At 51.8% G+C, this 15324-nt stretch carries 12 protein-coding genes; 4 read left to right on the plus strand and 8 right to left on the minus strand.

The genetic code is table 11. The features are described from left to right. Positions 1-22 precede the first annotated feature (22 nt). The 5 genes from treY to J4613_RS02540 form a co-directional block, all read right to left on the minus strand. Positions 23-2551: a malto-oligosyltrehalose synthase gene (gene treY / locus J4613_RS02520; protein WP_001618050.1), complete on the minus strand. Its 2529-nt coding sequence runs from the start codon at positions 2549-2551 to the stop codon at positions 23-25. Then, positions 2548-4332, minus strand: coding sequence for a malto-oligosyltrehalose trehalohydrolase (gene treZ / locus J4613_RS02525; RefSeq protein WP_111742352.1), 1785 nt, complete (start codon positions 4330-4332; stop codon positions 2548-2550). The genes treY and treZ overlap by 4 nt, the downstream gene beginning before the upstream one ends. 128 nt (positions 4333-4460) lie before the next feature. Then, positions 4461-5246 carry an OBAP family protein gene (locus tag J4613_RS02530; protein WP_000698592.1) on the minus strand — a complete coding sequence of 262 codons (786 nt, stop codon included), beginning with the start codon at positions 5244-5246 and terminating at the stop codon, positions 4461-4463. Positions 5247-5388: 142 nt separating this feature from the next. After that, on the minus strand, positions 5389-5718 hold the full coding sequence (gene hdeB / locus J4613_RS02535; RefSeq protein ID WP_001032161.1) for an acid-activated periplasmic chaperone HdeB: 330 nt from the start codon (positions 5716-5718) through the stop codon (positions 5389-5391). Positions 5719-6067: 349 nt separating this feature from the next. Further along, entirely contained in the window at positions 6068-6499 is a 432-nt protein-coding gene (locus J4613_RS02540) for an OsmC family protein (RefSeq protein WP_000152297.1), read from the minus strand. A gap of 512 nt (positions 6500-7011) precedes the next feature. Between J4613_RS02540 and bdm the strand changes: the two genes are divergently transcribed. The 4 genes from bdm (at position 7012) to adhP (ending at position 10635) form a co-directional block, all read left to right on the plus strand. Continuing rightward, the gene (bdm, locus tag J4613_RS02545; protein WP_000495700.1) at positions 7012-7227 is read left to right on the plus strand and encodes a biofilm-dependent modulation protein; all 216 of its coding nucleotides are present in this window, start codon (positions 7012-7014) and stop codon (positions 7225-7227) included. A 94-nt stretch (positions 7228-7321) separates the two neighbouring features. After that, positions 7322-7465, plus strand: a complete 144-nt coding sequence (gene sra / locus J4613_RS02550) for a stationary-phase-induced ribosome-associated protein (protein WP_000841559.1) — start codon at positions 7322-7324, stop codon at positions 7463-7465. Positions 7466-7641: 176 nt separating this feature from the next. Continuing rightward, on the plus strand, positions 7642-9339 hold the full coding sequence (locus tag J4613_RS02555) for an NAD-dependent malic enzyme (RefSeq protein ID WP_000450512.1): 1698 nt from the start codon (positions 7642-7644) through the stop codon (positions 9337-9339). A 285-nt stretch (positions 9340-9624) separates the two neighbouring features. Beyond that, positions 9625-10635 carry an alcohol dehydrogenase AdhP gene (adhP, locus tag J4613_RS02560; protein WP_000642447.1) on the plus strand — a complete coding sequence of 337 codons (1011 nt, stop codon included), beginning with the start codon at positions 9625-9627 and terminating at the stop codon, positions 10633-10635. A 90-nt stretch (positions 10636-10725) separates the two neighbouring features. On the opposite strand, the gene fdnI is transcribed toward adhP, so the two are convergent. The 3 genes from fdnI to fdnG are packed head-to-tail and all read right to left on the minus strand — an operon-like array spanning position 10726 to position 15320. Beyond that, on the minus strand, positions 10726-11382 hold the full coding sequence (gene fdnI / locus J4613_RS02565; RefSeq protein ID WP_000045634.1) for a formate dehydrogenase-N subunit gamma: 657 nt from the start codon (positions 11380-11382) through the stop codon (positions 10726-10728). After that, the gene (gene fdxH / locus J4613_RS02570) at positions 11375-12259 is read right to left on the minus strand and encodes a formate dehydrogenase subunit beta (RefSeq protein ID WP_000061599.1); all 885 of its coding nucleotides are present in this window, start codon (positions 12257-12259) and stop codon (positions 11375-11377) included. Before fdxH ends, fdnI begins: the two co-directional genes overlap by 8 nt. A gap of 13 nt (positions 12260-12272) precedes the next feature. Next, positions 12273-15320: a formate dehydrogenase-N subunit alpha gene (gene fdnG / locus J4613_RS02575; RefSeq protein WP_001540039.1), complete on the minus strand. Its 3048-nt coding sequence runs from the start codon at positions 15318-15320 to the stop codon at positions 12273-12275. Positions 15321-15324 lie beyond the last annotated feature (4 nt).

Here is a 15324-nt window from a genome sequence, read left to right on the forward strand (position 1 = left end):
CACGGCACATCAACACATAAACTCAGTCGCTCATTAAAACCAGTACGCCGCCCTGATGTGAGGCCAACGACAGGCGTTCACCAGGCATTAACCTCTCCTGGGTAAGCACATTGCGATAATGATGCTGATTAAGCTGTCCGGGTATAATAATGTCTGTTCCTGCCCAGAAACCGCTATGCGATTGTGACAATAAGCCGTCACATTCGGCGAACACCAGTCGGGGCGCAACAACAATCAGCGCATCATCATGATTGACTCTGGCGTAAGCGATGACCTTGTCGGCACGCTGACCAACAGCCCGCAGCGGTATATAGTCGCCAAAACGGAAGAGCTCATGATTCTGCTGACGCAGACGCAGTAAGGCGGCGGTGACATACTGATTTACCTGCCCGTTCAGCCAACTCTCTTCGCGCGAGAAAACTCCCGGCGTCAGTTGGTCTAACTGCTGCGCCAGCGTGGCGAAATCCGGTTCGCGGCGGTTGTCGGGATCGACAAGACTAAAATTCAACGCCTCGCTTCCCTGATAGATATCAGGTACTCCCGGCGCGGTTAATTTGATAACGGTCTGCGTCAGGCTGTTAACCAGCCCTGCGCGGATGAAGGGTTGCAAGGAACGATAAAAATCCTGCAAAAATGTCTGATTATCCGGTGCCAGTAAATAACGGGCGTAATCAAGCATTGCCGTTTCGTAAGCCTCATTACTGTCCACCCAATCGGTACGTAGCTTCGCTTCGCGTAGCGCTTTCTCCACAAAGGCTTCAAAGCGTGTTTTCAGCGCGTTTAAACCTGTTTCGTCCTGTGGTTGTAGCGTCGGGGGCCAGACGCCGGTCAGCGCCTGATATAGCATCCACGTATCCGCCGATTTTGGCGCAGTGCCATCATTCAAAAATTTGACATGGGTCTGGTTCATCTGCCGCCAGCGGGCAAGGCATTCGCTCCACTGCTCCGGCGCTTCGGTAAGCGTATACAGCCGTGCTCGCGCATCCTCGCCTCGCTTGGTATCGTGGGTCGACGTACCGGATAACGCATCAGGCTGTCGCGCCTGTCGGGTTTTCATCTCATGGTGAAAGCGTTCAATGGAGAAGTGATGCGTGACGGGCTCGGCGCCGACTTCATTTAACGCCAGTCCCATGTTTTGACGAAAGAAAAGCGTATCCTCTACCGATTTCGCCATCAGCGGACCGGTGAGTTGTTGGAACCGAACGCGAAACTGTGTCGCCTCCTCCTGGCTGGAGGTGGGAACATCGCCGGTAAGAAGACGGCTCAGAAATGTAAGCGCTTCTGGCTGCGGAGGATTTTCAAGCGTCTTTACCCGTTCCACAATACGGTGTAACAGGCAAATATCGGTCGGCGGTAGCCCTTCTGCCGTGCCGTAAGTGCGATATACGGGAAAGGCAATTAATAACTCGCGTAACGCCTGCCGAACGACGCTCTCTTCCTGTGCGATCTGTAGCTCGCTGGCAATCGACAGCGCAAGCGCGAGCAGCCGGGTAAATTCCCCCTCGAAATTGCGATCGACCATCAGCAATTTAGCCGCCCGTAATTCCGCCCGCATATCCACTGGCGCGCCTTTAACGGTCTCGTAAGCCTGGCGCAGATTGTCTATCTGCTCATCGTCAACCAGCACCTCCGCCAGCGAGGCGATAAATTCATAGCCTGTGGTGCCGGAAACCGGCCAGTCATCAGGAAGTTGCTCGCCTTTAGCGAGAATTTTTTCCACGGTGATATAGCACGCCGGCCCCACTTCCTGACGTAAACGCGCAAGATAGGCTTTCGGATCGGCAAGGCCGTCGATATGATCGATACGTAAACCGTCAACCGCCCCCGTTCTGACCAGCTCCAGAATCAGCCGATGTGTATCGTCGAAGACGGTTTTATCTTCCACCCGCATTCCTACCAGCCCTGTGACCTCAAAGAAACGCCGATATGAAAGCGAGCGAGCGGCATCGCGCCAGGACATTAATTTCCACGGCTGGCGCTCATGCAAATCAGCAATAGCGGCTTTATCGGTAAGCGCCAGTATTTCGGCCTCGCGCCCCTGCCACGTCGCCGGCGCAAGCGGATAATAGTTATCATAATAGGCGAACGTGGGTTTACCCGTAGCGGGATCGGGCTTGATCGCAATTTCTCCGTTTTCCAGCACGGCGTCAAACGTGTCGCCTAAAAAAGGCAGCGTCAGTCGGCGCGACCAGTCAATATCGAAATGGCGCGCGTAACGGCTCTCCTTGCCATATTCAAGCACGTCGCGCCACCAGGCGTTTTCCAGCGAGCTGGCCATGTGATTAGGCACAATATCGATGATCAATCCCAGCCCTTGCGCTTTAAGTTCGGCCACCAGTCTTTCAAATCCTTCACGCCCGCCAATAGAAGGCTCAATCTCATTCGCATCGGTGACATCATAACCATGCGTTGACGCTTTGGTGGCGGTAAAGATGGGTGAGGCATAAAGATGGCTGATACCCAGATTTTTAAGGTAAGGCACCAGCGCCGCAGCGCGATCGAAAGTCATGCCATTGCGAAACTGAAGGCGATACGTTGCAGTTGGGATCATGATGCAGACTCTCCCTGGGCTAAGCGGACAATAAGAGAATGTTGGGAAAGCGACCCGGTGGATTCATTCGGCCAGGCGAAGAGGGTCTTACCCGGTAAATCGGGCAGCAATACCGTCGTGGCGCTAATATTCAGCGCCAGTGACAGTGTTCCTCCCGGTAAACGCCAGCTAACGGCAATAAATCCGGGCGCGGTTTGCAATACCGTTCCTGAGCTCTCACGGGCAGCGGACAGCAGCGGCACGATATGCTTCTGGCGCAAAAGCAGTAGTTCGCGGGTAAACGCCAGCCACGCTTTACCCTCTTCACTGTGCTGTTGCTTCCAGTTAAGTTTTGAGCGTTGAAAGGTCTCTGGCGCATTCGGGTCCGGAACATTTTCCCCTGCATGATCGGCAAACTCTTTTGCGCGACCTTCACGAACGGCGCGGGCTAAATCCCCATGGAAATCGGTAAAAAAAAGAAAAGGACGGCTTTCGCCATACTCTTCGCCCATAAAAAGCAGCGGAATATGCGGTGAAAGCAGCAACGTGGCGAGCAATACTTTTGTTCGTTCAGCACCCGCCAGGGTTATCAGTCTGTCGCCCTGGGCGCGGTTACCGACCTGATCGTGGTTCTGAATAAAATCCACAAAGGCGACCGGGGGTTGTCCGGTACTTTTTACGCCGCGAGGTTCGCCGGTTTGGGGGGAAATTTCTCCCTGATAAGCGAATCCTTCGGCCAGCGCTCTCGCGAGGTGTTTTTCCGGGGTATCAGCAAAATCGTTGTAGTAGGCCTGGGTCTCTCCGGTCGCAAAAACGTGGACGGCATTATGAAAATCGTCATTCCATTCGGCGGTAAACAGCGGCGCATTGCCATCCTGATCTCGGGGATGCAGAGAAATAATATTGCGGCTATCTTCGGTGGTCAGATGAATGGGTCTGTCGGTAATGTCTTCCCGAATACGTTGTGCGATTTCAACCAGCACATGCCTGGCGCTACTGTCCTCAATCTGATCGATAGCGTCAAAGCGTAAGCCGTCGAGATGGTATTCTGTCAGCCAGTATAACGGCGCCTCGATGATATAGCGCCGCACGGCGTCGACATCATAGGCGATACCATTTCCCCACGGCGTCATGCGCTCTTTGTGGAAAAACGCCGGTGCCAATAGCGGTAAATAATTTCCTTCCGGGCCGAAATGGTTCAGCACAATATCCAGGACGACGGAAAGACCATACCCATGCGCGGCGTCAATAAACGCTTTGAAATCATCCGGCGTCCCATAGGCAGAATGCGGCGCGTAAAGCAGTACGCCGTCATAGCCCCAGCCGCGCTCGCCGCCAAATTGCGCAACGGGCATCACTTCAATAACGGTAACGCCGAGTTCAGCGAGATAAGGCAGCTTCGCTATTGCGGCGCGGAAGGTGCCTTCCGGAGTGAACGTGCCTGTATGCATCTCGTACACCACGGCCTGCTCCCAACGGCTACCTTTCCACCCGGTGTTGCGCCACGCGTAGCTGCCTGGATCAACCACATATGACGGACCGTTGACGTCAGTTTTTTGGGCGCGGGAAGCCGGATCGGGGACCACCATGCCATCGCTGAGTACAAAGTTATACTCCGTACCTGGCGTCACCCCGGAGACGTCCAGCGTAAACCAGCCGTCACCGCTCGCCTGCATTTCCTGGTCTTTACCCGCAAGCCTGAGCATAACCTTTTGCTGACCGGTGGCCCAAAGACGAAAGCGGACAACATCAGCGGCGATATATTCAGCCCCCCAGCTTTTGCAAAAAATTTTTGAACTCATTTGTCGCTCCGTTTAACCCATAACCTCTACAGCATCCGAAAAACAAGCATAGACTATGGGGCTAATTTTTACGTGACACTGTCACTTAACAGGCGTTCTTTTTCCTATCTGCGTGTAACACCGTGGAATTATTGTCGGGATTGCTCAGATGTACCGAAGTGCGCGGTATCGCCTCGCCCGTGTTCGCCAGAGCCCTGAACACGCTGTAGCTGGATAACCTCCCCCTGCTCCCAGGCGTTAGCCCCCTTAACAACGGGATGTTCAGGCAGATCCTGCCGCTCGCGTTTAATGGCCCGGGTATCAATTCCCAGACGGCGATCCCGATCGGCCAGCAGCGCGGGGGCAAGCTGCCCGTCGCCAGTAAAGCCCATCATCAGCGCAGGGATACCCATTGGCAGGGTTTTATCCCGGTCGGTATGCCAGGTGTGCCAGGTCTTGCCATAAGTATTAACAATCTTACTCATCAACGCCTTATCAGCGACCTGCGGTAAGCCAGGCGCCACCAGGCTACCGGATTTCACCTCGTACTGGTGGCTGTGCCACAGTTTTTTCTCCTCGGGAGGAAGCGTTTTAAATAAACGTTCGCTGATAATGTACTCCACCCCCATCAGGCGCGCGTTTTTCGTGTTGCCGTCGTAAATCACCGCCTGCATGACATCTTCGTTCAGGACGGTAACGTAATGGTGCGCTTCCATCTGTCCGTTTTTATCACCGCTATAAAAATGGAACCCGTCAAGGTAGGTACTGATGGCATCGACAGGTGGTCTGGATTGAATAGCCGCCGCGCCTGTTTCCAGGGTACGTAATTTGGCAGAGGTTTTTTCCCCAGGAATAGGCGTTTGCGGCGGCGTATTATTGGCGCCACATCCGGCCAGAAAAGGAATGATAAAGAGTGCCAGCGGTAAAATTTTCATTAGGTCTCCATATAGTGAAAGGGCTCTAATGAAAATAGTGCAATACCACGTGATTGGTAGAAGAAATGGAAGATGTTATTTGTGACGGTGTCACAAATAGTAAAACCCGACACACAGGCCGGGTTTTGATATCAGTTTACTCTTATTTTGAGAGTTCTTTCTTGATTTCGTCTTTTATTTTGCTTAATTCACTCTGCGGGTTTTTCTTACAAAGCTCAACGGCTAGCGGCACTGCTGTCGTCTCAGTTTCCTGGAAATCAACGTAGTCCCCGCCTTTAAAATCTTCATCTTCATTCAGCACCCAGAAAGCGACTGGCGCCATCGTCTGCGGATTGAGGTCAACAAACTCCTGGCAGCTCATACCTTTAGGCGTAACGTTTGTTTTAGTAGTATCTGTTGCCGCATTCACGCTAACACTGGTTACCAGCGCTGCCACGATAATACCTGCTGTAGCAAGGGAGAATTTATTCATTGTTGTTGCTCCAATAATTATATAAATAACCTCTACATCTGCGCGTTAACCCGTTAATGTAGAACACAGAAAATAATACCCCTCCTCTCTCAGGAATAAAGATCACCCTCCGTGATATGGCTATTATTGATATTTACGTTGACTGATTTTGATGTTTGATGAATAAAGCAACATGGCGAGCAGATTTTAAGGCGAAAAAGTAGACCACGACAATAGCCACTGATGTGGTCTACGGCGCGTTGAGGTGATAGAAATGCGGCAGGCATTCAGATAGACCGGGAGCGAGCCCTCCGTCTGAATGTATATTCATCAGCCCGATCAACCCATCGTTACCGGGCTGGAGAGGTTATCAGGCGTTAAGCTGGTAGTCGAGGGTGATTTCCGCATTCAGAACCTGCGATACCGGGCACCCGGCTTTTGCTTTCTGGATGATTTGATCGAAAGTTGAAGCATCAATATCTGCTACCGCGACTTTGCTTTGTAGCGCAATTTTGGTAATGGCGAAGCCCGCCTCCACCTTATCAAGCGATACGTCAGCGGTGGTGTCAATGGATGTCGGCGTAAATCCAGCCTCTCCCAGCATGAGTGATAGCGCCATGGAGAAACAGGCCGCATGTGCGGCGCCAATTAACTCTTCCGGGTTGGTTCCCTGCGCGCCTTCGAACCGGGTATTGAATCCATACGGTTGTTGATTAAGCACGCCGCTTTCTGTTGATACAGTACCTTTACCCCGTTTGATGTCGCCTTCCCAGTGTGCCTGACCTTTCTTATGGATTGTCATTTTTGCTCTCCTGTTGGCTCAAAAAATAAAGTATAGACCATGCTGCTAATCTGCGTTGTCCATGCCGATGGAGGTAGCATGTTGTCGATTACCCGCACTTCAGATATAGAAAATAGTTGTATGCTTTTTCAGTGATGAATATTAAACCAACAGGACTCCCTTTCTTTAAAGAATATATCCCTCCTTTTGTCCTTACTTTTTCTTCTGGAGGCGTATTCCATTATGTATATTTTATATGTATATTGAGATTTATCCTATCCCATTGTAATAAAGGATAAAAATCACAATAAGTAGCCTTTTAAATGTATATTAATTGACCACTATTTGTATGAGGATATGTAATTGGCAAACGTAATATATTTTCTTCTGGGGTAAACAATTAGAGTTCCGCCTTGCGTTAAAATAACTCCAGGACTAATCTTAACCACAGCCGCAAAAATATTTGCCATGCTGAATACGAATTAATTTTCTGCGAGCCGTACTAAATAAATACATGTTCACGGAGGCATTATATGTTTACTTATCACTCAGCAAATACCTCAGCAGCACAACCGGCCCTGGTCAACGCGATTGAACAAGGATTACGCGCGGAGTTAGGCGTTGTCACTGAAGATGATATTTTAATGGAGCTGACCAAATGGGTTGAGGCTTCCGACAATGACATCCTCAGTGACATCTACCAGCAGACCATCAACTATGTGGTAAGCGGGCAGCACCCGACTCTGTAAAACCTGCTATGCTGTATCGGCAACCTTAGGGGTTACGTTTCTTTCGCGTAAGCGAATTTGTCCTTAAAACTAGCAACAGGATTGAGGAGTTAACATGAAATCGAACCGTCAGGCTCGTCATATACTTGGACTGGATTACAGAATTTCCAACCAGCGTAAGGTTGTTACTGAAGGCGACACCAGCAGCGTGGTGAATAACCCAACCGGCAGAAAGCGCCGCGCCGATAGCCAAAAGTAATCGTACAGTCCTGAAATGACGTTAAACACCATTGCATCTGCAATGGTGTTTTTGTTTATAGGAATGACCTTAACGTCTCACAATGCTTTATACTCAGGGTCGGTTCCCTGGTGGAAGGCAATATATGATGATAAACGACGGTGCCAGGGACAGTTATTCGAAAAAGAGTGAGTAACATGGAAACTACAACCAAGAAAGCACGTTCCCTTTATATCCCTTACGCTGGCCCTGTATTGCTGGAATTTCCCCTGTTAAACAAAGGCAGCGCTTTTAGCGTAGAAGAGCGCCGCAACTTCAATTTGTCAGGGCTGCTGCCGGAGGTCGTCGAGTCGATTGAAGAACAGGCCGAACGCGCCTGGCTCCAGTATCAGGGGTTTAAAACAGAAATCGATAAGCATATTTACCTGCGTAACATCCAGGATACCAACGAAACGCTCTTTTATCGACTGGTGCAAAACCATCTTGAAGAGATGATGCCGGTTATCTATACCCCGACCGTGGGCGCGGCCTGTGAGCGCTTCTCTGAGATTTATCGCCGGGCGCGCGGCGTATTTATCTCTTATCCGAACCGTCACAATATGGACGACATTTTGCAGAATGTGCCTAACCACAACATTAAAGTTATTGTGGTGACGGATGGCGAACGGATTCTGGGGCTTGGCGATCAGGGCATCGGCGGAATGGGGATACCTATCGGTAAGCTGTCATTATACACCGCCTGCGGCGGCATTAGTCCGGCCTATACCCTTCCCGTTGTGCTGGATGTCGGCACCAACAATCAACAGTTACTCAACGATCCGCTCTACATGGGCTGGCGTCATCCGCGCATTACCGACGATGAGTATTATGCGTTTGTCGATGAGTTTATTCAGGCCGTTAAGCAGCGCTGGCCAGATATCCTGCTACAGTTCGAAGATTTCGCGCAGAAAAACGCAATGCCGCTGTTGACGCGCTATCGTGATGAGATTTGCTCCTTTAACGATGATATTCAGGGCACCGCAGCCGTGACCGTCGGTACGTTGATCGCCGCCAGCCGCGCTGCTGGCAGTCAGCTTAGCGAGCAGAAAATCGTTTTCCTCGGCGCGGGTTCCGCCGGATGTGGGATTGCTGAACAGATCATCGCGCAGACTCAGCGTGAAGGTTTAAGCGAAGATGCCGCTCGACAGAACGTTTTTATGGTTGATCGCTTCGGCCTGTTGACGGACCGGATGCCTAATTTATTGCCGTTCCAGGCAAAACTGGTGCAGAAATGCGACAATCTCCAGCACTGGGATACCGAAAATGACGTGCTGTCGCTGCTGGATGTGGTGCGTAACGTGAAGCCGGATATTCTGATCGGGGTTTCCGGCCAGACCGGGCTCTTTACTGAAGAGATCATCCGCGAGATGCATAAGCATTGCCCTCGCCCGATCGTCATGCCGCTCTCTAATCCCACCTCTCGCGTGGAGGCCACGCCACAGGACATTATCGTTTGGACGGAAGGCAACGCGCTGGTGGCAACCGGCAGCCCATTCTCGCCGGTCATCTGGAAAGATAAGGTTTATCCGATCGCACAATGTAATAACGCCTATATTTTCCCCGGCATCGGACTTGGGGTTATCGCTTCCGGCGCATCGCGCATTACTGATGAAATGCTGATGTCAGCCAGTGAGACGCTGGCGAAACATTCTCCGCTGGTGAATAACGGCGAAGGATTAGTGTTACCAGCGCTTAAAGACATCCAGGTCGTGTCGCGCGCTATCGCTTTTGCCGTAGGTAAAATGGCGCAGCAACAAGGCGTAGCGGTGAAAACCTCAGCGGAAGCGCTGCAACAGGCGATTGACGATAACTTCTGGAAACCGGAATACCGCGACTACCGTCGGACTTCCATTTAATACGTACCCGGCGGTGAATGCCGCCGGATATCACTTTCTTCTTGAGTTTTAGTGAGTCTGTCGACACACCTGAATTCCTTTCCCTGCTTATTTGTCAAGCTACTAATATTAGCCACCTTTATGTATTGAACGGGGATTTATCAGGATAATCCTGGCTAAACTATTACATTGTATTTCTGCCGCCTTGCATAACTCATCAGAAATATTAATCCTAAAGAGGTAATAGCGCCTTACCTGCTATTACTTACCTGCTATGCAGTTCACTATTAATAAAAGGAGAAGGTTATGAAAGCTGCTGTTGTCACACAAGATCATCAGGTTGATGTTACTGAGAAAACGCTGCGTCCCCTTCGCCACGGTGAAGCTTTGCTAAAAATGGAGTGCTGCGGCGTATGCCATACCGATCTACACGTGAAAAACGGCGATTTCGGTGACAAAACCGGCGTCATTCTGGGACACGAAGGCATTGGCGTCGTGGCGGAAGTCGGTCCCGGTGTCACCTCGCTGAAACCCGGCGATCGCGCGAGTGTCGCGTGGTTTTATGAAGGATGCGGACACTGTGAGTATTGCAATACGGGCAATGAAACCTTATGCCGCAACGTGAAAAATGCCGGTTACACGGTAGATGGCGGCATGGCCGAAGAGTGTATTGTCGTCGCGGATTATGCGGTGAAAGTACCGGAAGGTCTGGACTCTGCGGCGGCAAGTAGTATTACCTGCGCGGGCGTTACCACCTATAAAGCGGTGAAGATTTCTCATATTAAACCTGGCCAGTGGATTGCCATCTACGGTCTGGGCGGTCTGGGTAATCTGGCCTTGCAGTACGCGAAAAACGTTTTCAATGCGAAAGTGATCGCCATTGATGTCAATGATGGACAACTGAAACTGGCCGAGGAAATGGGCGCAGATCTGACCATTAATTCACGTACGGAAGATGCGGCTAAAATTGTGCAGGAAAAAACCGGTGGCGCGCACGCAGCGGTGGTTACCGCGGTCGCTAAGGCGGCGTTTAATTCCGCAGTAGATGCCGTTCGCGCCGGAGGCCGCGTGGTGGCAGTCGGGCTGCCGCCAGAAGCCATGAACCTTGATATCCCTCGCCTGGTGCTGGATGGCATTCAGGTTGTCGGTTCGTTGGTGGGGACACGCCAGGATCTGACCGAAGCCTTCCAGTTTGCGGCGGAAGGAAAAGTCGTGCCAAAAGTCGCTTTACGTCCGCTTGAAGATATCAACGTTATTTTTAAAGAGATGGAACAGGGACAAATTCGTGGCCGTATGGTCATCGATTTCCGCCGTTAAACGATTTGCTGTGGTCGTCTGAGTATACAGACAGCAGATGAAAACAAGGCGCTACGAGGATAGCGCCTTGTTTATCAGATCGCGAAAGAATTACTGAATACCTTTTTCGCTCTCTTTTTTTGCTTCTGCCTTCTCGATTTCACGATACCAGCGTGGATGATGTTTCTTCGCCCAGCGACGGCTGACCTTCCCTTCGATCATGCCTTTAATCGAGCCTTTCACCCAAAATGCCATATACATATGGATGAGGATCGCGTGCATTAAAATAATGCCCGCCGCCGCATGAATCAACAGGCTATAACGCACCACCTGCATGGGGAAATACTGCGCGAAATACGGACGCCAGATAATCACGCCAGTCACCAGCAGCACAAAAATCATGCTCATAATGGACCAGAACATCATCTTCTGTCCGGCATTGTATTTACCGACATCCGCCACCTTATGCTCATTGCCTTTCAATACTTCGACAATATTTTTCAGCCACGGAATGTCTTTTTTATCCGGGATGTTGTGGTGGACGAAACGCACGAACATAAACATCAGCGCGATGAAGATGGCAATACCGAAGAACGGGTGCAAAATACGTCCCATCTGCGGCGTGCCGAAAGTTTGCGTCAACCATTGTAGCGTCGGGAAGAAAAACGAAATCCCCGACAGCGCTACCAGGAAGAAGCAGATCACCACCGTCCAGTGACAGGCGCGATCGATAAATTTCGTGCGCACAATCATTTTCGACTTACTCATGATGATCCTCCTCATCGTCGTCCGTTTCTTTATTCGGGCCAATACCGATGTAGTGGTAAATCAGACCGGCGAAAGTGGCGATAAAGCCCGCTGCGGCCAGCGGTTTTAGCGCCCCTTTCCACAGATTGATTGAGGTATCGATCTGCGGATCTTTTGGCAAGCCGTGGTACAACTCCGGCTGATTGGCATGGTGCAGCACATACATGACGTGCGTACCGCCGACGCCCTGCGGGTTGTAGATACCGGCATGTTCAAAGCCGCGCGCCTTTAACTTCTCCACGCGTTGCTCGCCCAGTTCCAGCATCTCTTTTTTGGTGCCGAAGTGAATAGCCCCGGTCGGACAAGTTTTGACGCAGGCCGGTTCCTGGCCCACGCTGACGCGATCGACGCAGAGCGTACATTTATAAACGCGGTTGTCCTCTTTGTTGAGGCGCGGAATATTAAACGGACACCCGGCGATACAGTAACCACAGCCGATACAGTGTTCAGATTGAAAATCAACAATCCCGTTCGCGTACTGGATGATAGCCCCGGCAGATGGACAGGCTTTAAGACAGCCTGGATCTTCACAGTGCATACAACCATCTTTACGAATCAGCCACTCCAGCTTGCCGTTCTGCTCGGTTTCGGTAAAGCGCATCACCGTCCAGGATTTGGCGCTGAGATCGGCAGGGTTATCGTACACCCCGACACAATGACCAACGTTATCGCGAATATCGTTCCATTCAGAACAGGCTACCTGGCAGGCTTTACAGCCGACACAGGAGGAGACGTCGATCAGTTTCGCGACTTCAGCTTTGTAATCACGCGCCTGCGGAGGCGGCGTGATGGCGTTTGTTGCGGACCGTTTAATAATGTCCTGCGTTTCCATAGACATATGTTCGCCTCCCTTACGCCTTCTCGATGTTAACTAAAAACGCTTTGTATTCCGGCGTTTGCGAGTTGGCATCACCGACATTTGGCGTCAGAGTATTGGCGATATAGCCTTTGCGCGCGACACCCTCAAAGCCCCAGTGAATCGGGATCCCCACCGTTTCAACCTGCTGACCGTTGACATGCAGGGTGCGAAGACGACGAGTTACCACCGCGACCGCGCGAATAAACCCGCGTTTACTGCTCACCTTCACATAGTCGCCGTTAGCGATACCTTTCGCTGCCGCCAGCGTCTCACTGATCTCCACAAACTGTTCCGGCTGAGCGATAGCGTTAAGTAGCGCATGTTTGGTCCAGGTATGGAAATGCTCTGTGAGGCGGTAAGTCGTGCCCACGTACGGAAACTGCTCCTTCTTACCCATGCGCAGCGCATCTTCTTCATACAGACGCGCCGCCGGGTTCGAGACCACATTCGGGTGCAGCGGGTTAGTGCCCAGCGGCGTTTCCATCGGCTCGTAGTGTTCAGGGAACGGCCCTTCCGCCATCTTATCAATAGCAAACAGACGTCCCAGCCCTTCCGGCTGCATGATAAACGGATTGGTCCCGCTCCCCGGCGCCGCGTTGTTAAAGTCAGGAATATCGTTCCCTGTCCACTTCGCGCCATTCCACTGGATCAGCATCCGTTTTGGATCCCACGGTTTACCCTGCGGGTCCGCCGAAGCGCGGTTATACAATACGCGACGGTTTAGCGGCCACGCCCACGCCCAACCCAGAGTATTGCCAAGCCCTGACGGGTCGGCGTTATCACGTCTGGACATCTGGTTGCCCTGCTCCGTCCAGCTACCGGTATAAATCCAGCAGGAGGAGGATGTCGTACCGTCATCGCGCAGTAATGCAAAACTACTCAACAACTGGCCTTTCCTGGCAAGCAGTGTACCGTTGGCGTCATAGAGATCTTCCAGCGCATAGCCGTTGTTCTCTTTCGCCACTTCTTCCGAATGCGGTTCATCCGGCTGCTTGTAGTTCCAGCTCATCTTCAATAGTGGTTCGGCGCCTTTACCGCCTTCTGCGCGATACATTTCACGCAGACGATGGTAAATACCGGCCAGAATCTCGCCGTCGTTACGCGCTTCGCCCGGCGCGTCCTGACCTTTCCAGTGCCACTGTAACCAGCGACCGGAGTTAGCGATAGAGCCATCCTCTTCCGCAAAACAGGTAGACGGCAGACGGAAGACTTCGGTCTGAATCGTTGTCGGATCGACATCATTAGATTCGCCGTGGTTCTGCCAGAACGTTGACGTTTCAGTCACCAGCGGATCGATAACGACCAGATACTTCAGTTTGCTTAAGCTTTGCACCACTTTGTTTTTGTCCGGGAAGGACGCCACCGGGTTAAAGCCCTGACAGAAATAGCCGGTGACTTTCCCGCTATCCATCATGTTGAAATATTTGATCACGTCATAGGACTGATCCCACTTAGGCAGCCAGGCAAAGCCCCAGTCATTCTCTTTCTGCGCTGCATCGCCATAGAAAGATTTCATCAGGCTGACGAAGAACTTAGGATAATTACCCCAGTAGTTGACCTGATCGGCCAGCGTCGCTTTGGGGGTATTCGCGGCCAGATAAGTTTGCAGATCGGCCTGTTTTTCCGATGGCAGCGTCAGGTAGCCCGGCAGGCTGGTGGAGAGCAGTCCTAAATCCGTTAAGCCCTGAATATTAGAGTGGCCGCGCAAGGCGTTCACACCGCCGCCAGCCATCCCCATATTGCCGAGCAGCAACTGGATCATCGCCATAGTACGGATGTTCTGCGCCCCGACGGTATGTTGCGTCCAGCCCAGCGCATACAGGAAGGTCGTAGTGCGATCCGGCGCGCTGGTAGAGGCCAACACCTCACACACCTTCAGGAAGTCCGCTTTCGGCGTACCGCAGATGTTTTCCACGACGTCCGGCGTATAGCGCGAAACGTGCTGCTTCAGCAGATTCCACACACAGCGTGGGTGCGTCAACGTTTCATCACGTTTGGCATAGCCGTTTTCATCGAACTGGTAGTTCCAGGAGGATTTATCGTACTGACGCTTTTGGGCGTCATAGCCGCTGAAAAGACCGTCTTCGAACGTAAAGTCTTCCCGCACCAGCAGGCTGGCGTTGGTGTAATGCTTAACGTATTCAGCGTTGATTTTGTTATTTTCGATCAGGTACAGCAAAACGCCGGACAGAAAGGTAATGTCTGTACCGGAACGTATTGGCGCATAGATATCCGCCACCGACGCCGTACGCGTAAAGCGTGGATCAACGACAATCAGCGTCGCATCGTTATTGTTTTTCGCTTCCATCGCCCAGCGGAAACCCACCGGATGCGCTTCTGCGGCATTGCCGCCCATCACCATCACGACGTTGGCGTTTTTAATATCCACCCAGTGGTTGGTCATCGCACCGCGACCAAATGTTGGAGCAAGACTTGCTACCGTTGGTCCGTGTCAGACGCGCGCCTGGTTATCTACCGCCAGCATACCGAGAGAACGCGCAAACTTCTGCGTCAGCATACCCGTTTCATTGCTGGCCGCCGAGGCGCACAGCATTCCGGTAGAGAGCCAGCGGTTAACCGTGACGCCCTGCTCATTCTTTTCAATAAAGTTGGCGTCGCGGTCGGCTTTCATTAATTTAGCAATACGAGTGAAAGCGTCATCCCAGCTAATGCGCTGCCACTTGTCGGAACCCGGCGCGCGGTATTCCGGATAGCGTAGGCGATCTTCACTGTGAACATAGTCCAGCAAACCGGCCCCTTTCGGGCACAGCGCGCCACGGCTTACCGGATGATCCGGGTCGCCTTCAATATGGTAAATCGCTTCTTTCGCGTTTTTTGCCCCATCTCCCAGGCTATACATTAATAGCCCGCAACCTACGGAACAGTATGTGCAGGAGTTACGGATCTCTTTTGCGCGCAACAGCTTATAGTTTCGCGCCTGAGCCAGGGCCATTTTAGGGGTAAAACCCAGTGCGGCCACCGTTGTTCCCGCCATACCGCCCGCGCAGATTTTAAAAAATTGTCTGCGGCTGACGTCCATTGCT

Source organism: Salmonella sp. 32020114201800008SM, from assembly GCF_017572025.1.
Lineage (GTDB): Bacteria > Pseudomonadota > Gammaproteobacteria > Enterobacterales > Enterobacteriaceae > Salmonella > Salmonella enterica.